19 protein-coding genes are annotated in these 17,502 nt (G+C 69.7%); 8 read left to right on the top strand and 11 right to left on the bottom strand.

Features of this window, described 5'->3' with window-relative positions:
* Positions 1-18 precede the first annotated feature (18 nt).
* The 5 genes from G555_RS0105755 to G555_RS21120 all read right to left on the bottom strand — a co-directional run bounded on the left by G555_RS0105755 (position 19) and on the right by G555_RS21120 (position 4,567).
* A complete protein-coding gene (locus G555_RS0105755; RefSeq protein WP_028708143.1) occupies positions 19-414 on the bottom strand; it encodes a cytochrome c oxidase subunit 4 in 396 nt (131 codons plus the stop codon).
* Positions 411-2,129 carry an aa3-type cytochrome oxidase subunit I gene (gene ctaD, locus G555_RS18190; protein ID WP_425413826.1) on the bottom strand — a complete coding sequence of 573 codons (1,719 nt, stop codon included), beginning with the start codon at positions 2,127-2,129 and terminating at the stop codon, positions 411-413. Before ctaD ends, G555_RS0105755 begins: the two co-directional genes overlap by 4 nt.
* Entirely contained in the window at positions 2,126-2,986 is an 861-nt protein-coding gene (gene ctaC, locus G555_RS18185) for an aa3-type cytochrome oxidase subunit II (RefSeq protein WP_245581202.1), read from the bottom strand. The genes ctaD and ctaC overlap by 4 nt, the downstream gene beginning before the upstream one ends.
* Before the next feature lie 156 nt (positions 2,987-3,142).
* Complete coding sequence (locus G555_RS0105735; RefSeq protein ID WP_028708142.1) at positions 3,143-3,475, bottom strand: HesB/IscA family protein; 333 nt, start codon at positions 3,473-3,475, stop codon at positions 3,143-3,145.
* 90 nt (positions 3,476-3,565) lie between these two features.
* Positions 3,566-4,567 carry a glycerate kinase gene (locus tag G555_RS21120; protein ID WP_169337872.1) on the bottom strand — a complete coding sequence of 334 codons (1,002 nt, stop codon included), beginning with the start codon at positions 4,565-4,567 and terminating at the stop codon, positions 3,566-3,568.
* Between the two features lie 107 nt (positions 4,568-4,674).
* On the opposite strand from G555_RS21120, the gene G555_RS18175 reads away from it, so the two are divergent.
* The 3 genes from G555_RS18175 to G555_RS0105715 are packed head-to-tail and all read left to right on the top strand — an operon-like array spanning position 4,675 to position 7,022.
* Positions 4,675-5,271 (top strand): DUF3043 domain-containing protein, encoded by a 597-nt coding sequence (locus tag G555_RS18175; protein WP_169337871.1) that lies wholly within the window; start codon positions 4,675-4,677, stop codon positions 5,269-5,271.
* Positions 5,268-5,462, top strand: coding sequence for a hypothetical protein (locus G555_RS0105720; RefSeq protein ID WP_028708141.1), 195 nt, complete (start codon positions 5,268-5,270; stop codon positions 5,460-5,462). Before G555_RS18175 ends, G555_RS0105720 begins: the two co-directional genes overlap by 4 nt.
* A gap of 54 nt (positions 5,463-5,516) precedes the next feature.
* Positions 5,517-7,022, top strand: a complete 1,506-nt coding sequence (locus G555_RS0105715) for a leucyl aminopeptidase (protein ID WP_036921468.1) — start codon at positions 5,517-5,519, stop codon at positions 7,020-7,022.
* Between the two features lie 6 nt (positions 7,023-7,028).
* Here G555_RS0105715 and G555_RS0105710 read toward each other — a convergent pair whose 3' ends face one another.
* The gene (locus G555_RS0105710) at positions 7,029-7,337 is read right to left on the bottom strand and encodes a hypothetical protein (RefSeq protein WP_028708139.1); all 309 of its coding nucleotides are present in this window, start codon (positions 7,335-7,337) and stop codon (positions 7,029-7,031) included.
* A gap of 138 nt (positions 7,338-7,475) precedes the next feature.
* Between G555_RS0105710 and G555_RS0105705 the strand changes: the two genes are divergently transcribed.
* Together G555_RS0105705 and G555_RS0105700 are read left to right on the top strand one after the other, a co-directional pair.
* Positions 7,476-9,362, top strand: coding sequence for a 2-oxo acid dehydrogenase subunit E2 (locus tag G555_RS0105705; RefSeq protein WP_028708138.1), 1,887 nt, complete (start codon positions 7,476-7,478; stop codon positions 9,360-9,362).
* A 187-nt stretch (positions 9,363-9,549) separates the two neighbouring features.
* Complete coding sequence (locus tag G555_RS0105700) at positions 9,550-10,311, top strand: DUF4191 domain-containing protein (RefSeq protein WP_028708137.1); 762 nt, start codon at positions 9,550-9,552, stop codon at positions 10,309-10,311.
* A 129-nt stretch (positions 10,312-10,440) separates the two neighbouring features.
* Here G555_RS0105700 and G555_RS0105695 read toward each other — a convergent pair whose 3' ends face one another.
* Positions 10,441-12,219 carry an ABC-F family ATP-binding cassette domain-containing protein gene (locus G555_RS0105695; RefSeq protein ID WP_028708136.1) on the bottom strand — a complete coding sequence of 593 codons (1,779 nt, stop codon included), beginning with the start codon at positions 12,217-12,219 and terminating at the stop codon, positions 10,441-10,443.
* Positions 12,220-12,304: 85 nt separating this feature from the next.
* Here G555_RS0105695 and G555_RS0105690 point away from each other — a divergent pair, with 85 nt between their 5' ends.
* Complete coding sequence (locus G555_RS0105690; RefSeq protein ID WP_036921465.1) at positions 12,305-12,817, top strand: GNAT family N-acetyltransferase; 513 nt, start codon at positions 12,305-12,307, stop codon at positions 12,815-12,817.
* 21 nt (positions 12,818-12,838) lie between these two features.
* On the opposite strand, the gene G555_RS0105685 is transcribed toward G555_RS0105690, so the two are convergent.
* On the bottom strand, positions 12,839-13,519 hold the full coding sequence (locus G555_RS0105685) for a hypothetical protein (protein WP_028708134.1): 681 nt from the start codon (positions 13,517-13,519) through the stop codon (positions 12,839-12,841).
* Between the two features lie 105 nt (positions 13,520-13,624).
* Positions 13,625-14,044 carry an RDD family protein gene (locus tag G555_RS0105680; protein WP_028708133.1) on the bottom strand — a complete coding sequence of 140 codons (420 nt, stop codon included), beginning with the start codon at positions 14,042-14,044 and terminating at the stop codon, positions 13,625-13,627.
* Between the two features lie 108 nt (positions 14,045-14,152).
* Here G555_RS0105680 and glnA point away from each other — a divergent pair, with 108 nt between their 5' ends.
* Entirely contained in the window at positions 14,153-15,583 is a 1,431-nt protein-coding gene (glnA, locus tag G555_RS0105675) for a type I glutamate--ammonia ligase (protein ID WP_028708132.1), read from the top strand.
* Between the two features lie 143 nt (positions 15,584-15,726).
* On the opposite strand, the gene G555_RS0105670 is transcribed toward glnA, so the two are convergent.
* Positions 15,727-16,146 (bottom strand): acyl-CoA thioesterase, encoded by a 420-nt coding sequence (locus G555_RS0105670; protein WP_028708131.1) that lies wholly within the window; start codon positions 16,144-16,146, stop codon positions 15,727-15,729.
* A 154-nt stretch (positions 16,147-16,300) separates the two neighbouring features.
* On the opposite strand from G555_RS0105670, the gene G555_RS21115 reads away from it, so the two are divergent.
* On the top strand, positions 16,301-16,834 hold the full coding sequence (locus tag G555_RS21115; RefSeq protein WP_156887454.1) for an HNH endonuclease: 534 nt from the start codon (positions 16,301-16,303) through the stop codon (positions 16,832-16,834).
* Between the two features lie 139 nt (positions 16,835-16,973).
* Here the strand turns inward: G555_RS21115 and G555_RS0105660 are convergent, their stop codons facing one another.
* Positions 16,974-17,417, bottom strand: a complete 444-nt coding sequence (locus G555_RS0105660) for an RpiB/LacA/LacB family sugar-phosphate isomerase (RefSeq protein WP_028708130.1) — start codon at positions 17,415-17,417, stop codon at positions 16,974-16,976.
* Positions 17,418-17,502: the final 85 nt, after the last annotated feature.

Genomic DNA, 17,502 nt, shown 5'->3' with positions numbered 1-17,502 from the left:
GCACGCCCGGCGGGGAGGTCAGTGGCTGTACTCGCCGACGTAGAACTGGTACACCCAGCCGCACAGTGCCCAGATGCCGAGCCCGAACCCGAGGAGCGTCAGCCACCACCCGAACACCGGTCCGAGCGCCGCGATCGACACGGTGAGCGCGCTCCAGAACGGCCAGATGCTCGACGGCGGGAAGAAGCCGAGCTCGCCCGCGCCCTCGACGATCTCGCCGTCCGTGCGATCCTCGGGCCGCGGATCCATGTTTCGCGCGGTGATGAAGAGGTATGCCGTGATCATGATCGTGAGCGCCGCCGTCAGCAGCAGCACGACCAGCCCGATGGTCTCGTGCGTGATCACCCAGTACAGCGGCGTCACGATGACGAAGAACAACGCCAGTACCCCGAAGATCCAGCCCTCGGCCTTCATCGGTCGACCTCCTTCTGGACGTTCGTCGCCTCGCCGAGTTCGTGCTCCGCTGCGGCCGCGATCTCGGGGTGATGCAGATCGAACGCCGGCGACTCGGACCGGATCCGCGGCAGGCTGGTGAAGTTGTGCCGTGGCGGCGGGCAGGACGTCGCCCATTCGAGCGACCGGCCCCAGCCCCAGGGATCATCGACCTCCACCGGCGGTGACTTCCGGGTGATCCACACGTTCCACAGGAACGGCAGCATCGAGATGCCCAGCATGAAGGCACCGACCGTGGAGACCTGATTGAGGAAGGTGAAGCCCTCCGACGGGAGGTAATCGACGATCCGGCGCTGCATTCCCTCGACGCCCAGCCAGTGCTGCACGAGGAAGGTCAGGTGGAAGCCCACGAACAGCAGCCAGAAGTGGACCTTCCCCCACGTCTCGTTGAGCATCCGCCCGGTGATCTTCGGCCACCAGAAATAGAATCCGCCGAACATCGCGAACACGACCGTGCCGAACAGCACGTAGTGGAAGTGCGCGACGACGAAATACGTGTCGGACACCTGGAAGTCCAGCGGGGGGCTCGCCAGGATGATGCCGGTCAGGCCCCCGAACAGGAAGGTGGTGAGGAAGCCCAGCGCCCACAGCATGGGCGTCGCGAAGTTGAGCGAGCCGCCCCACATCGTCCCGATCCAGTTGAAGAACTTCACGCCGGTCGGGACGGCGATCAGGAAGGTCATGAACGAGAAGAACGGCAGGTTGACCGCGCCGGTGACAAACATGTGGTGCGCCCACACCGAGATCGACAACGCCCCGATGCCGAGCGTCGCCGCGACGAGGCCGACGTAGCCGAACAGCGGCTTGCGGCTGAACACCGGGAGGATCTCGGTGATGAGGCCGAAGAACGGCAGCGCGATGATGTACACCTCGGGGTGGCCGAAGAACCAGAACAGGTGTTGCCACAGCAGCGGGCCGCCGGTGGCGGCGTCGAAGATGTGCGTGCCGAGCCGGCGGTCGGATTCGAGGACGAGCAGCGCCGCGGCGAGGATCGGGAACGCGATCAGGATCATGATCGACGTGACCAGGGTGTTCCACGCCATGATGGGCATCCGGAACATCGTCATGCCGGGCGCCCGCAGGGTGATGATCGTCGTGATGAAGTTGACCGCGCCCAGGATCGTCCCGAGGCCGGTGAGGTACAAGCCCATCAGCCACAGGTCGCCGCCGACTCCGGGCGAGTTGATGGCGTCGCTGAGCGGGGCGTAGGCGAACCAGCCGAAGGAGGCCGCGCCCTGCGGGCTGAGGAAGCCCGAGCACACGATCAGACCGCCGAACAGGAACAGCCAGAACGCGAAGGCGTTCATCCGCGGGAAGGCGACGTCGGGTGCGCCGATCTGCAGCGGCAGCAGGAAGTTCGCGAATCCCGTGAACATCGGGGTCGCGAACAGCAGCAGCATGATCGTGCCGTGCATCGTGAAGAACTGGTTGAAGTTGTCGAAGTTGAGGTACTGCCGACCCGGGAACGCCAGCTCGGCACGGATCGCCAGGGCGAGCAGCCCGCCGAACGCGAAGAAGACCAGCGCTGTGACGAAGTACATCTTGCCGATCAGCTTGTGATCGGTCGTGGTGAGGATCTTCATGAACGACGCCCCGAGGGACCGCGAACCGGTGCGGCCACCGGTGGCCGTGGCGGCGGCGGCGCGCGCCTGGAGATCGGCTTCGGCGGTGCTCACCTGTGCTCCTCCTCACTCCGCGACGGGACGGGGATCGCCGTGACCTTCGAGGGGATGGTGATCTCGCCCGTCTGTCCCTTGGATTTCAGCCCGTCGAGATAGGCGTAGTACTGGGCCTCGTCGACGACCTTCACGTTGAACAGCATGGCCGAGTGGTACGTGCCGCAGAACTCCGCGCACTTGCCGAGGTACTCGCCCTTCTCCGTGGGCGTGACGTCGAACGAGTTCGGATGGCCGGGGATCACGTCCAGCTTGTAGTAGAAGTTCGGGATCCAGAACGAGTGGATCACGTCGGCCGACTGCAGGTTGAACCGCACGGTCTTCCCGACGGGCAGATACAGATCGGGGGTGCGCTCGATCGTGCCTGCCTCATGGACGACGGCGCCCACGCGCGCGTCGTCCGCCTCCATGTAGTTGAAGGTCCATGACCACTTCTGGCCGACGACGTTGATGGTGACGTCGGGCTGGTCGACCTTGCGATTGACCGTGTCCTGTGCCCTGACCGTGAAGAAGAACAGAACGCCGATGATGAGGAACGGAACGAGCGTGTACAGCAACTCGATCGGCAGGTTGTACCGGGTCTGCTTCGGCACGCCGCCCGTGTGCCGCGCCCGGTAGCGGACCACCACCCAGCCGATCAGGCCCCAGACGAACACTCCCACGGCCAGCGAGGCGATCCACGCCCCGACCCACAGGTCGCCGATCGCCTGTCCCTGGTCGCTGGCCAGTGTCGGCAGGCCGAACCGCCCCCACTGCTCGGTCTGCTCCTGCGAGCAGCCGGCGAGCAGGACGACACCCGCCGCCGTCGTGCCGATGAGCCACCGGCGTGCCGCACGCCCGGTTCTGTGTGGAATCACGCGTGTCCTTCCCACGAGCCGTCGAGGACGGTAGCCAGACCGAGTTGTGGCGCAACACTAACCCAAACGGCCGCTCCGGCGCCTCCCCTGGAGGCGTCGAAACGGCCGCTTTTTCTGCAGATCCCTCGGAAATCGGGCGCGCCGGCGCCCGCCGGGTCAGTGGAAGGAGTCGCCGCAGGCGCAGGACCCGGTGGCGTTGGGGTTGTCGATGGTGAAGCCCTGGGCCTCGATCGTGTCGGAGAAGCCGATCGTCGCCCCCATCAGGTAGGGGGCACTCATCCGGTCGGTCACCACGCGGACGCCGTCGAACTCGTTGACGACATCGCCGTCGAGTTCGCGGTCGTCGAAGTAGAGCTGATAGCGCAGCCCGGAGCATCCGCCGGGTTGCACGGCGACGCGGAGCCACAGGTCCTTCTCACCGAGCAGTTCCTTGACCTTCGTCGTCGCCTCGTCGGTCAACAGGACGCCCTGCGTGATTTCCACCGTCATGTTCGTCTCCCGCTGTAGAGATTCCCGTCATGCGTGCGCGGCATGGTCGCGTCCCCGATTGTAGATCGCCTCCGGGACGCGCCCAAACACCTACCACGTCCACGTGCGCACCATGCCCGCCGCCGACGACCTCAGCGACCGCGCCGTCGTCGCGTCGAGGGCATACCCGGCCTCCACGCCGTGAGCCCGCAACTCCCGCCCGCCCATCGCAAGATGTCCCGCGCCCACGACGAGCGGGACGCCGTGCGCGACGGCCAGGCCGGCGAGGTGGCGGACGACCGGGCCGCCGTAGTTCCCGATGTCGAGACTCGTGCACGCGCTCACCAGCAGGTCTGCGCGCGCCAGCGACCGGTCGAGGTGGGCGAGCCCGGCCGACAGTGCCGGCGCGGTGGTGAGGGTGCCGCCGAGCGCCAGGACGGCCAGCCCGTTTCCTCCGGCGGCGCCGGGGCCCGGGAGGACACCGTCGACGCCGGCCAGCGCGGCCAGCGCTCCGAGCGCGGTGTCGGCGGCGACGATCTCGGAGAGATCGAGTCCCTCGGCGCGTCCGCGCACCGAACTGACCCCCCGCAGGCTCGTGAGCGGGGTCGCGGTGTCGTCGATGTCCACCAGCCCGACGAGCTCGCATCCGGCGAGCCGGGCGCGGGGCGCCTCGAGATCCAGCGCGGTGATGCCGTCGAGCGCTCCCCAGCCGCCCGTCAGCGCCGTGTCGGCCGTCGCGCCGAGGGCGGACAGCAGGCCGGCGCCCCCGTCGTGGGCCGGGACCGTCGTGAGATCGACCGCGACCAGCGCGCGGGGGTCGGCGAGCGCGGCCTCCAGCGCCGTTCCCGCGCTTTCGCTGGTGCCGGTCCAGGCCGGCTGTTCCACCCGCGGCGGAACGACCACGAGCGCATCCGGGGTGCGCGCCGTCGGGAACGGGTCCGTCCCGGTCGCCGCACCGGCGTCCCGGAGCGCCGTCACGAGATCGGAACCCGTCGCACCCATCGGGACGAGCGCGACCTGCGCACCGGCGTCACGCCACGCCTGGGCGAGCACTCGTCCGGCGTGGACCGCCCGTGTCTCCCCCACCGCATCGCACGCGACCACCACTTTCACGCCGCACATTGTGCCAGCGGTCCGACTCCCCCCGGCGCGAGGCGATTCCGGGGCGCGACACGGCCTAAGATTGCCCCCGTCAGCGAGTTCTACCGAAGGCAGTGATCGTGGGTCTGTTCAGCCCCTACAAGCGCAACGACGCCGAGGTGTCGACGTCCGAGTCGGAGACGGTCGAGGAGGCCGCGCCGTCCGGACGCACCAAGAAGGCCACCCCGACACCGTCCCGCAAAGAGGCCGAGGCGGCACGGCGGGAGCGCGTGCGGCCGCAACTGAGCCCCAAACAGGCCAAGGCGCGCGAGCGCGAGGCGGCCCGCGAGGCCCGGATCAGGTCGATGGACGCCGCCGATGCCGCGCCCGGCCGGACGTCGGCCCGCGACTGGGTCGACTCCCACTGGATGCTCAGCGAGTTCCTGATGCCGGTGCTGCTCGTGACGATCCTGATCACTCTCGTGGGCCAGCAGGTCTGGGGCACCGGGGCCGTCGCGGTCCAGGTGATGCAGATCTCGATGTTCGTGTCGTACGGGCTGCTGTTCGCCACCGTCATCGAGATCTGGCTCCACTGGCGGCTGTTCAAGCGGTTCCTGCGGGAGCGTCACCCCGGCGAATCGCCCAAGGGACTGCTCTTCTACTTCGTCAACCGCGCGATCGCGGTGCGTCGCCTGCGTCAGCCCCGTCCCGTGTACAAGCGGGGCGACAAGCTGTGAGCTGGCAGTGGATGGCGGCGGGCGAACCCTCCGCGGAGCAGGCCGGGGTCGGCCACGGGTTCGCGACGCAGCAGCTCGCCGAGCAGTGGCTGACCGAATCGTATGAGGACCTGGTCGAGGACGGATGGGCCGACGTGTGGCTCTACGAGGGCGACCGGCTGGTCTACGGCCCGATGTCGCTCTCACAGTGACGAACGGCGATTAAGGTTGTCCCCGATCGACCCCCAACACCTAGGAAGGTGACCATGTCCGGAAGCCGGCTTCCGTCCATCAGCCTCGCTCGCACCGTCCCGGCCGATGCCGATGTCGTCGTCGTCGGGATCGCCCCGGGGCCGGCAGGCGGTGTCCTCCTCGGCGTCCCGGCCGACGTGGAGAAGTCGGTGACCAGGCAGCTCGGGCGTCCGCTGCTCGCCCTCGCCCGCTCGCTGGGTGCCGAGGCGAAGCTCGGAACGGCGACTGTCGTCCCCGGGCCCGGCGACCTGCGGATCGTGCTCACGGGTCTGCCCAGCGCCGACGCGACTCCGGAGCAGGTGCGTCGCGCCGCCGGGACGGGCGTGCGCACGGCGGCCGGAGTGAGCGGCGCCGCCGGCCTGCGCATCGCCGTGTCGCTGGACGCCGTCGAGCCCGAGGTGATCCGGGGCGCCGCTGAGGGTGCGCTGCTCGGTGCCTACCGCTACCAGAAGCAGACGGCCAGCCCCGAGCCTGCGGCCGTCGGCGCTCTCACCATCGTCAGCGCCTCCGGCAAGGCCGAGGCGAGACAAGCCGTCTCCACGGCCGTGATCATCGCCGAGGCGGTGTGCGCGGCGCGCGACTGGATCAATCTGCCGGCGAACCTGCTGTATCCGGAGTCGTTCGCGGACGATGCCCGGACACGGGCGAAGGCGGCGCGCATCGGTGTCGAGGTGCTCGACGAGACGCAGTTGCGCAAGGAGGGGTACGGGGGGCTGCTCGCCGTCGGCGGCGGGTCGTCCCACCCGCCGCGCCTGGTGCGCTACAGCTATGCACCGCGCGGCGCGCGCTTCCACCTGGCGCTCGTCGGCAAGGGCATCACGTTCGACTCCGGGGGCCTGGACCTGAAGACGCCCGAGGGCATGTACACGATGAAGTGCGACATGTCGGGAGCCGCCGCGGTCCTCGCGGCGACGCGCGCGATCGCCGACCTCGGCCTGAAGATCAGCATCACCGCGTACGCCTGCCTGGCCGAGAATCTCCCGTCGGGAACCGCCTACCGACCCTCCGACGTCCTCACGATCCATGGGGGCAAGACGGTGGAGAACGCGAACTCCGACGCGGAGGGCCGGCTGGTGATGGCCGACGGACTGGCCCGTTCGAACGCCGACGACGCGGATCTCGTCGTGGACATCGCCACCCTCACGGGGGCCTGCATGGTGGCTCTCGGACTGCGGACGGCCGGTCTGATGGCCTCCGACGACCTCACTGCGGACCGGGTGCTCGACGCGGCCGAGTCGGCCGGGGAGCTGTTCTGGCAACTCCCGATCCCCGAGGAGATCGGCGACGGTCTGAAGTCCTCGGTGGCCGACCTGCGGTCGAGCAGCACCAAGCGGTACGGCGGCGCGCTGACCGCCGCGGCGTTCCTCCGCGAGTTCGTCGATCCGGATCGGTCCTGGGCCCACCTCGACATCGCCGGACCCGCGTTCAACGACGGCGAGGCGTACGACTACGTCCCCACAGGAGGGACCGGGTTCGGCGTCCGCACGCTCATCGCGCTCGCGACGGCGCTGGCATCCTGACCGCCGTCAGTCGCGACGGCGCGCGTTGAAGTCGCGCATGCGCTGCGGGTAGGGGACGACCCCCGCGTCGTAGGCGGGGATCCGGCGCTTCGCGGCGAAGGCACGTCCCCAGGCCACGTCGGGGATGGATCGCCGCGTCCACTCCCCGTCGTGGGCGATGAGCAGCAGGCTCGGCCGGGCGAAGGTGCTGGGCTGTTCGATCCACGCCTCGACGCCCCGCCGGGTGTCGCAGAACCCGGCCAGATGCTTCAACGATGCGTCGACGGCCGGGCCGGCGCCGGCGCCGCGGGAGCGGAAGAGACGGGGAACTCGCACAGTCCCATTATTCCCCGCCGGGCGCGACTCCCGGCGACCGGCATCCCCACGGGGGCGGCCGGACACGGCGATGCACGCTGTGCGCATCCGGGATAGTCTGAACGCGAGGAAACCCGTGCTGCGCGAAGGAGTCAGTGCATGTCGACCCAAGTCCCTCTTCCTGCCCTCGGTGAAAGCGTGACGGAAGGCACCATCTCCCGCTGGCTCAAGACAGTCGGAGACGACGTCGCCGCGGACGAGCCGCTCGTCGAGGTGTCGACGGACAAGGTCGACACCGAAATCCCCTCACCGGTCGCCGGCGTGGTCCTCGAGATCCTCGTCGCCGAGGACGAGACCGCCGAGGTCGGCGCCGTCCTCGCCATCATCGGGGATCCGTCCGAGGCGGGGACGGCCGCCCCGCAGCCCCACTCGGAGCCCGAGCCTCCCGCCGCGCCGGAGCCCACGCCGGCTCCGACATCCGCACCCGAGCCGACGCCCGCGCCGACATCCACGCCGGAGCCCGCAGCCCCGGCCGCACCTGCAGCGGCTCCCTCGGCTCCTGCGCAGGGCACCGATGTCGTCCTTCCCGCGCTCGGCGAGTCGGTCACCGAGGGGACGGTGTCGCGCTGGCTCAAGTCGGTGGGTGACACGGTCGCCGCCGACGAGCCGCTGCTGGAGGTGTCCACCGACAAGGTCGACACGGAGATCCCGTCGCCCGTGGCCGGCACGCTGCTCGAGATCCGCGTGGCCGAGGACGAGACCGCCGAGGTCGGCGCCGTCCTCGCCATCATCGGCGATGCCGCCGCGCCCGCACAGGCCCCGGCTCCGACTCCCGCACCTGCTGCGACCCCGACGCCTGCACCCGCTCCGGCCCCGACCCCCGCACCCGCTCCGGCCCCGACCCCCGCACCGACGCCGAGCCCCGCGCCTGCAGCGACCCCGACGCCTGCACCCGCTCCGGCCCCGACCTCCGCTCCGGCGCCAAGCTCCGCACCCGCAGCACCCGCCCGAGCCGCTGAGCCCGTCGCCGACGGCATCTACGTCACCCCCCTCGTGCGACGGATGGCGACCGAGTACGGTGTCGATCTCGCCGAGGTCACCGGCACGGGCGTCGGCGGACGCGTTCGCAAGCAGGACATCGTGGCCGCCGCCGAGGCCAAGCAGGCGGCTGCCGCACAGGCAGTGGCGGCGCCGGCCACACCGGCGGCACCCGCGCCCGCCGCACCGGCCGCGCCGACGACACCTGCACCGGTCGCGACCCCGACAGCGGCGACCGCCGCACCGGTCGCGCCGGCGGCACCCACGTCGGCGCCGGCCACCGCGGCCAAGGGCACGACCGAGAAGCTGACGCGCATGCGAGCCACGATCGCCCGCCGCATGGTGGAGTCGCTGCAGACCTCGGCGCAACTGACGGCGACCGTCGAGGTCGACCTCAGCCGGATCTCCAAGGTCCGGGCGCTGGCCAAGGACGAGTTCAAGAAGCGCGAGGGCGCCGGGCTGTCCTACCTGCCGTTCATCTGCAAGGCCGTCGTCGAGTCGCTGCAGGCCTACCCCAAGCTCAACGCGACCATCGACACGGCCGCAGGCACGATCACCTACCCGTCCGGCGAGCACCTCGGCATCGCGGTCGACACCTCCAAGGGGCTCCTGGTGCCGGTCATCCCCGATGCGGGCGATCTGTCTGTCGGCGGCCTGGCGAAGAAGATCGCCGACGTGGCCGCGCGAGCCCGGGACAGCCGGATCACGCCCGACGAGCTGACCGGTGGCACCTTCACGGTCACCAACTACGGCTCGGCCGGCACCCTGTTCGACACGCCGATCATCAACCAGCCCCAGGCCGCGATCCTGGGCACGGGTGCGCTCGTCAAGCGTCCGGTCGTCGTCGCCGATGCCAATCTGGGCGACATCATCGCCGTTCGCGACATGATGTACCTGTCGCTGTCCTACGATCACCGGCTCGTCGACGGCGCGGATGCCGCTCGCTTCCTGAGCCATGTGAAGGCCCGTCTCGAAGAAGGCGATTTCGGGGCCGAGTTCGGTCTCTGAGTCCTTCGAGACAGTCCCATGGGGCGGATCCTCCCCGGAGCCGCCCCATGGGCAACCCCAACCGCTTCTCGGATGGCCTGCGACGCCTCCACCGCAGGCTTTTCCGTGCCGTAGGATTGAGCGGCGGGGTTATTCTCCCCCAGCGGCCGACAGGCCATTTCCCAACACGTTCACCGGAGCTGACGACATGGCAAGCGAGCGGGCGAAGGAACTTGCGGCGAAGCAGAAAGCCGAGCGCAAGGCGGCGAAGCTGCGCAAGAAGACCAGTGACAACCCGCGCGACTGGAGCTGGCCCCGCCAGATCGTGGAGGTCTTCAAGCGGACGAAGGAATACGATCCGCAGCTCATCGTCTGGATGGTGGGCGCCTTCGCGGCTGCCGTTCTCGCCATGGTCATCCTGGGCATCGTCCTGGACGCGTGGCTGATCTACTCCCTGCTCGGTCTCTTCCTCGGTGTCACAGCCGCGCTGTGGGTGCTCCTGTGGCGCGCCAAGGGTGCGAACTACCGGCGTTATCACGGCGAGAAGGGATCCGCCGAGGTCGCCCTGTCCGAGCTGGACAAGAAGAAGTGGGACAGCGAGACGGCCATCGCGATCGACAAGTCCATGAACCTCGTGCATCGCACCGTCGGCCCGGCCGGCATCGTTCTCATCGGCGAAGGGGACAACGCCCGCGGCAAGCAGTTGCTCGCCACCGAGCAGCGCCGCCACGAGCAGGTCGCCTATGGGACGCCCGTCACGGCGATCATGATGGGCGACGGCGCCGACGAGGTTCCGCTGGAGCAGCTCTCCAAGCGCATCAAGAAGCTCCCGAAGAAGCTGCAGGCCCATCAGCTCATCGAGGTGAAGCAGCGGCTGAAGGCTCTCGATGCCGTGCGCCCGAAGGTTCCGATCCCCCGTGGACCGATCCCGAACATGCGCGGCGCACACCGCGCGATGCGGGGCCGCTGACCTCGGCCGTCCACCCTCGGACGAACGCTCCCCAACTGCCGAGCCCGTCCGCCGAACGCTCCCCAACTGCCGGAAACCCCTCAAAATCCGGCAACTCCGGAGCGTTCGGCGCATTCCTCGCGCGTGCCGTCAGGCGTCGAGTTCCTCTGCCAGCTCCAGCCAGCGGCCCTCCTGTGCAGCGACCTCGGCCTGCAGCTCACGGACACGGTGGTCCAGCCCGGAGAGACCCTCGTAGTCGGACGGATCGTGGGACGCCATCGCGTCATGCAGGTCGGCGATGTCGGCGGACAGCCTGTCCAGTCGGCGCTCGACCGCGGCCAGCTCCTTGCGGGCAGCGTGCTGTTCCGCACCGCCCCCACCGCCGGAGCGCACGGGAGGGGCGGTCCTCGCACGCGGGGCGGCCTCCCGCTCGGCGAGGATGCGCAGGTAGTCGTCCACCCCGCCGGGCAGGTGGACCAGACGGCCGTCCAGGATCGCGTACTGCTGATCGGTGATCCGCTCGGTGAGATAACGATCGTGCGAGACGACCAGCAGCGTTCCCGGCCACGAGTCGAGCAGGTCCTCCAGCGACGCGAGCATGTCGGTGTCGACATCGTTCGTCGGCTCGTCGAGGATCAGCACGTTGGGCTCGGTGAGCAGGACGAGCAGGAACTGCAGCCGGCGCCGCTGACCGCCCGACAGGTCGGCCACCCGCGCCGAGAGGTGGGCACGAGAGAACCCGAGCTGCTCCAGGAGCTGAGCGGGGGTGAGATCCCGCCCGTCCACGGTGAAGGTGGCACGCGTGCGGCCGAGGACGTCGCTCACACGGTCGTCGGCGATCTCGGCGAGATCGGCGAACTGCTGGTCGAGGACGCCCAGCCGGACGGTCTTGCCCCTCTTCACCCGGCCCGACGACGGCCGCACCGTGCCGGAGACGAGTCCGAGCAGGGTCGACTTGCCGGCGCCGTTGGCGCCGAGGATGCCGGTCCGTTCTCCGGGCCCGATACGCCACGTGACGCCGCGCAACACCTCCGTCTCGTCGTAGCGGACGTCTGCATCGAGGATGTCGACGACATCCTTGCCGAGCCGGGCCGTGGCCAGCCGCGTGAGCTCGACCCGGTCGCGCGGTGGCGGCACGTCGGCGACCAGCCGGTTCGCCGCCTCGATCCGGAACTTCGGCTTCGACGTCCGCGCCGGTGCGCCCCGCCGCAGCCAGGCGAGCTCCTTGCGCATCAGGTTCTGCCGCTTCGCCTCCGTCGCGGCGGCGATCCGGTCACGCTCGACCCGTTGCAGCACGTACGCGGCGTATCCGCCTTCGAAGGGCTCCACGATCCGGTCGTGCACCTCCCACGTGGCTGTGCACACGGCGTCCAGGAACCACCGGTCGTGGGTCACGACCAGCAGCCCGCCCGCGTTGTGCGCCCACCGGCCCCGCAGGTGCGCGGCCAGCCAGGAGATCCCGGCCAGGTCGAGATGGTTGGTGGGCTCGTCGAGGACGAGGACGTCCCAGTCCTCGATGAGAAGGGCGGCCATCGCCACCCGCCGGCGCAGCCCGCCGCTGAGCGTTCCGATCGTCGCCTCGAGATCGACGCCGGTCACGAGGCCGGCCAGGATGTCGCGGGTCGCCGCGACCGACGCCCATTCGTGATCGGGACGCTCCCCCACGAGGACGCTGCGGACGGTCGCGGCGGGGTCGAGATCGTCGGCCTGCCGCAGTTCGCCGATCCGGACATCGCCACGCCGGGTGACACGGCCCGCACCGGGTGCGATCCGACCGGTCAGCAGTCCCAGGAGAGTGGACTTCCCCTCCCCGTTGCGGCCCACGATCCCGATGCGGTCGCCCTCGTTGACGCCCAGCGTCACGGAATCGAACACGATCCGGGTGGGGTACTCGAGCTGAACGGATTCCGCGCCGAGGAGATGTGCCACCGTCACAGCTTAGGGGCGCCCTGCACCGCGTGCGCGACGTGGCCACGCGTCCGGCCCGAGCCGTCGGCGGCGGGACAATGCCATCATGCAGATTCGCACCGCCGACCCCGGCGCCGACGCCGCCGCCTGCGCCGCCATCTATGCGCCGTACGTCACCGACACCGTCGTCTCGTTCGAGGTCGAGGCTCCGGAACCCCCCGAACTCGCCGGGCGGATGCGCCGGGCGATCGAGTGGGTCGTCGCGACCGAGGACGACCGGGTGCTCGGGTACGGGTACGCGGGCAGGCATGCGGCCCGAGCCGCCTACCGGTGGGCGGCAGAGGTCAGCATCTACCTCGATGCCACGGCCAGGGGGCGCGGGCTCGGCCGCGCCTTGTACACGGAGCTCCTGTCGCGGCTCGCCCGCCGCGGCTACCGCATGGCGACGGCGTGCATCGCCGTCCCGAATCCCGCGAGCGTGGGCCTGCACACCGCGATGGGCTTCACGCCGGTCGGCACGTTCCGCGGCATCGGCTGGAAGGACGGCTCGTGGCACGACGTCATGTGGATGCAGCGACCTCTCGGGGAGCCCGGCCCTCCGCGCGGCGAACCCCGATAGCCCCGCCGGACGCCCGCGGTCTCAGCACGCGGCGAAGCGGCGGCCCGTGGTGTCGAGCTGCTCGGCCGGCGTGATCGCGTAGTCCGCCATGTAGTCGAAGACTCCGCGGAGCGCGATTCGGGCGGGGTCGTGGTAGTACTCCCGCTGCGCGGCCGGGAAGTCGGCGAAGTCGCCGGCGAAGTCGAAGGACCAGGTGAACATGTCCTTCGGCTCGTCGGCGACCGCGAACAGGCATCGGAAACCGTAGGCATCGCGGACGTCGGCGATCCGCCGCCAGATGTCCAGGAAGCCGCCCCATTCGTTCGTGATCGCATAGCGGCGCAGGATGGCGATGCGGCCACGGACGGACTCCGGCGTCGCGTGGGTCAGGCGCTCGACCCGCACCGGACGCACGACCTCGTTGCGGAACACGTGCGGAGCCGTGAGCGCGTCGAGGTCGGAGGTGGCGGGATCGGCTCTCACGGCCCGGTCGCCGAGCACCGGCGTGGGATGGGAGGCGACCCAGGTCAGCTTCGGCTCGGCTTGCGTCTCCAGCAGCAGACGATGCGTCGTCCACCCCGCCCGCGCACGGACGTCCACATGTCGGGGAAGGAGTTCGAGGTAAGCGTCGAGATGGTGGGGCTTGATCGAGAACCGGCGTAGCGTCACCGGATCGGCGACCTCCACCGGGAGGGGGCGATCGTCGCCGGCGAGCGGGATCATGACGACGACCCTACTCGGACTGGTCGGGGCCACACCCGCCGAGCGCTCGGAATCCGCCGGAAATCGGCCAGATTCCGGGGGTTTGCGAGCGTTCGCCGACCCGCGTCAGCGTCGACTGACGACAACCGTGCCGAGCAGGACGTCGGTGAGCGCGCGCCGATCGGCACCGACGACCACCGCCGGGATCACCAGGCACAGCATCAGTGCCCGGGACGCCGCCCGAGCCCACCCGATGCGGCCGCCGTCGAGGCGCACCACCGCGATCCGGGCCAGGACCTTGCCGAACGAACCGCCGACCACCGCTCCGAGGACCGTCGACTCCACGAAGAAGACCGCCATGACCATCCAGGTGCGCCAGTCGTGTCCGACGAGCACCTGTGGGCCGAAGACCGCAGACGCCACGATCATGGACGCCGCCCAGTCGATGACCAGCGCGGCGATGCGCGCGTGCCAGGTGGCCAGCGAGCCGGAGCCCTTTTCGGGCAGGCCGAGTCTCGCCCCCGCAAAGGTGGGTCCGTCGTTCACGGCCCCACCGTAGACGACGGCGCTGTAACACGCCCGCAACAAACCGGCAACTGATGGGAAACGCGGCGTGCCTAGGGTTTCTACGACCACCAAGCACATGGAGGAAACATGTTCAAAGGCGCCGACGACCTGTTGGCCTTCATCAAGGATGAGGATGTCGAGACGATCGACGTCCGGTTCTGTGACCTGCCTGGAGTGATGCAGCACTTCACGGTCCCGGCCAACTTCTTCGGCCCTGAGGTCTTCGAGGAGGGACTCTCGTTCGACGGCTCGTCGATCCGCGGGTTCCAGAAGATCCACGAGTCCGACATGTCCCTGCTCCCCGACGCCACCACGGCGTTCCTCGACCCGTTCCGCAAGGCGAAGACCCTGGTCCTCAACTTCTTCGTCCACGATCCGCTGACCAAGGAGCCGTACAGCCGCGATCCGCGCAACATCGCGCGCAAGGCCGAGAACTACCTGGCCTCCACGGGCATCGGCGACACCGCCTACATGGGCCCCGAGGCCGAGTTCTACGTGTTCGACTCGGTGCGGTACGAGACCAAGCAGAACGCCGGGTTCTACTACATCGACTCCGAGGCCGGCGCCTGGAACACCGGCGCCGAGACCGACACCGACGGTCGCGGCAACCGCGGCTACAAGGTCAAGTACAAGGGGGGCTACTTCCCGGTGCCCCCGGTCGACCACTTCGCCGACCTGCGCGACGACATGGTGCGCAACCTCATCGAATCGGGCCTGTCCATCGAGCGCGCCCACCACGAGGTCGGCACGGCCGGCCAGAGCGAGATCGCAACCAAGTTCTCCTCGCTGCTCAACGCCGGCGACAACCTGATGAAGTACAAGTACATCATCAAGAACACGGCCTGGGAGGCGGGCAAGACCGCCACCTTCATGCCGAAGCCGATCTTCGGCGACAACGGTTCGGGCATGCACGTGCACCAGTCCATCTGGAAGGACGGCGCGCCGCTGTTCTACGACGAGGCCGGCTACGCGGGGCTGTCCGATCTGGCCCGCTGGTACATCGGCGGCCTGCTGCACCACGCGCCGGCCGTGCTGGCGTTCACCAACCCGACCGTGAACAGCTACCACCGGCTGGTGCCGGGCTTCGAGGCGCCGGTCAACCTGGTGTACTCCAGCCGCAACCGTTCGGCGTCGGTCCGGATCCCGATCACCGGCTCGAACCCGAAGGCCAAGCGCCTCGAGTTCCGCTGCCCCGACCCGTCGGCCAACCCCTACCTGGCGTTCCCCGCCATGCTGCTGGCCGGCCTCGACGGCATCCAGAACAAGATCGAGCCGCCCGCGCCCGTCGACAAGGACCTGTACGAGCTCCCGCCGGAGGAGCACGCTCTGGTGCCGACCGTCCCGGATTCGCTCGACGCGGTCCTCAAGGCGCTGGAAGCCGACCATGACTTCCTCCTCGTGGGCGACGTCTTCACCGCCGACCTGATCGAGACGTGGATCGAGATGAAGCGCGCCGACATCGACGCCATCCGGCTCCGTCCCCACCCGCACGAGTTCGAGATGTACTACGACATGTGAGCCTGTCGTGGGCGGACGTGGCCCCCGGCACTGCGGAGACGCGGTGCCGGGGGCCACTCTTTGTCCATGGGCGCGATGGCGCCCGCGTGAGGCCCGGCGTCCCGGTCGGTTCGCGAGCACGCGCAGCGCCGACCCGCACCCCGTCAGCGTCGCAGCGCCGCGGCCCGATCGCGCAGCGCCACGTCGACCGGGGTGGTCGCCTCGACGACGGCGCCGTGCGGCGCCGGCCGGCCCTCCTCGTCGACGTTGACGAACGTCACGAACCCCGACACGACCTGCCCCCCGCCACCGGCGGTCGCGGCGATGTGCGCGATCATGCTGGAGCGGCCCGTGAGCACCACTTTGGCCGCGAACACGACCATTTCACCCAGCGCCACCGGCCGGGTGAACGTGAATCCGTGCACGTTCACGCACACGACGTTGCGGGCCGGGACGAGTCGCGACGCGGCCATCAGGCCCGCCTCCACGAACCAGAGCGCGCATTGACCGGCGAACAGAGTGCCGTGGTGATTCAGGTCACCGGACATCACCAGATGCGATGCCGTGACGGGGACGATCTCCATGCGCGCCAAGGATTCCTGCCCCCACAGTGCGCCGTCAAGAAGCCCGCACCTGCCGGCGCCCCGGCACGGACGGCGTCGGCCGCCTGCGAAGAGGGGACAACCCGGGTCGGCGGAAGCGCCGCGCAACCGCAGCGGGCGCCAATACGTTGACCCCATGGATTGGGAGGGGATGCTCCGGACCTGGGAGGCGCTGTTCGGGGGGCTGCTGAGCGCGGGACTCCTGAGCGCATTCGAACCCGTTCTTCCGTGGTTCGTCGGGATCGTGGTCTTCCTCGTCGTCGCACGGACGCCGCTGCCCGGCCGCGGCCCCGGGATCCTCACCCGACGTGACGAGTGGCGCAGGTTCAAAGGCCAGGCGCGGCGGGACGTGATGGCGCGGGCGGGAAACCGGTGCGAGGGGTCGGTGTTCCTTGCGTGGGGCCGGTGCCCCGACGACGCGCAGGAGGCCGATCATGTCTACCCGTGGTCGAAGGGCGGACCGACCGTCGTGGGCAACGGCCAGGCGCTCTGCCGGGGCCACAACCGGTCGAAGTCCAACATGACGCCGCCGTGGTGGTACGTGCTGACTCTGGAGCGGCGCCGGCGCCGCTACTTCCCGGCCGGCGTCGACGGGCGCGTGAGCGCCGACCTGACGGCTGCCGACCGGCAGGTGCGCGCGGCCTGGAACGCACGAAGACCCGCACGCTGACCAGCCACGCGGACGACACCCTCCCCGTCCGCGAACGGTGACCGCCCGCGGGCCCGGACGCCCTCCACGAACCGGCCCCGGACACACCGCGGCCCCCGCCAGTGTGACGGGAGCCGCGATGCAGACCAGGGACGAGGGCTCAGGCTTCCTCGGCACCCTCGTACTCGTAGATGCGGGCCAGCTTCGGGGCGCTCCGGCTGGCCGGGTCGTAGGTGTTGGCGAGGTAGATCTCGAGCAGCACCTCGGCCGTCTTGATGCCGTGGGTCTGCTGGCCCATGGCAATCATGTTGGCGTTGTTGGACAGCGTCGCGCGCTGGGCCTGGTAGGCATCCCCGAGCAACGCGCAGTAGGCGCCCTTGACCTTGTTGGCGGAGATGGACACGCCGATGCCGGTTCCGCAGACGACGACGCCCCGGTCGGCCTCCCCCGCGGCCACGGCCGTGGCGACGTCGATGGCGACGTTGGCGTACACCGGATCATCCGACCCGTAGTCGACGGTCTCGTGCCCCAGGCTCTCGGCCTTGGCGATCAGCGCCTGCTTGAGCTCCGTGGCATTCGGATCGCACCCGAAGGCAATCTTCATCGTTTCCCTCCCGCAATGTGGGTGGTGCGCGCGACCGCGCGGCACCGGCTCATACCGTCCCGACATTACTCCACAGACACCCCGT

The sequence above is a fragment of the Propionicicella superfundia DSM 22317 genome, assembly GCF_000423465.1.
GTDB classification, from domain to species: Bacteria; Actinomycetota; Actinomycetes; order Propionibacteriales; family Propionibacteriaceae; genus Propionicicella; species Propionicicella superfundia.
The sequence above is the reverse complement of the archived record's forward strand: the minus strand, read 5'-3'. Positions and strand labels throughout refer to the sequence as shown.

Excerpts from the sequence above, each read along its gene's own strand:
- G555_RS0105735 (WP_028708142.1), bottom strand. The coding sequence starts at position 3,475 with ATGACGGTGGAAATCACGCAGGGCGTCCTGTTGACCGACGAGGCGACG.
- G555_RS0105660 (WP_028708130.1), bottom strand. The coding sequence starts at position 17,417 with ATGAAGATTGCCTTCGGGTGCGATCCGAATGCCACGGAGCTCAAGCAG.
- G555_RS21115 (WP_156887454.1), top strand. The coding sequence starts at position 16,301 with ATGGATTGGGAGGGGATGCTCCGGACCTGGGAGGCGCTGTTCGGGGGG.
- G555_RS0105705 (WP_028708138.1), top strand. The coding sequence starts at position 7,476 with ATGTCGACCCAAGTCCCTCTTCCTGCCCTCGGTGAAAGCGTGACGGAA.
- G555_RS0105755 (WP_028708143.1), bottom strand. The coding sequence starts at position 414 with ATGAAGGCCGAGGGCTGGATCTTCGGGGTACTGGCGTTGTTCTTCGTC.
- G555_RS0105670 (WP_028708131.1), bottom strand. The coding sequence starts at position 16,146 with ATGGAGATCGTCCCCGTCACGGCATCGCATCTGGTGATGTCCGGTGAC.
- glnA (WP_028708132.1), top strand. The coding sequence starts at position 14,153 with ATGTTCAAAGGCGCCGACGACCTGTTGGCCTTCATCAAGGATGAGGAT.
- G555_RS0105690 (WP_036921465.1), top strand. The coding sequence starts at position 12,305 with ATGCAGATTCGCACCGCCGACCCCGGCGCCGACGCCGCCGCCTGCGCC.
- G555_RS0105715 (WP_036921468.1), top strand. The coding sequence starts at position 5,517 with ATGTCCGGAAGCCGGCTTCCGTCCATCAGCCTCGCTCGCACCGTCCCG.
- G555_RS0105700 (WP_028708137.1), top strand. The coding sequence starts at position 9,550 with ATGGCAAGCGAGCGGGCGAAGGAACTTGCGGCGAAGCAGAAAGCCGAG.
- G555_RS0105685 (WP_028708134.1), bottom strand. The coding sequence starts at position 13,519 with ATGATCCCGCTCGCCGGCGACGATCGCCCCCTCCCGGTGGAGGTCGCC.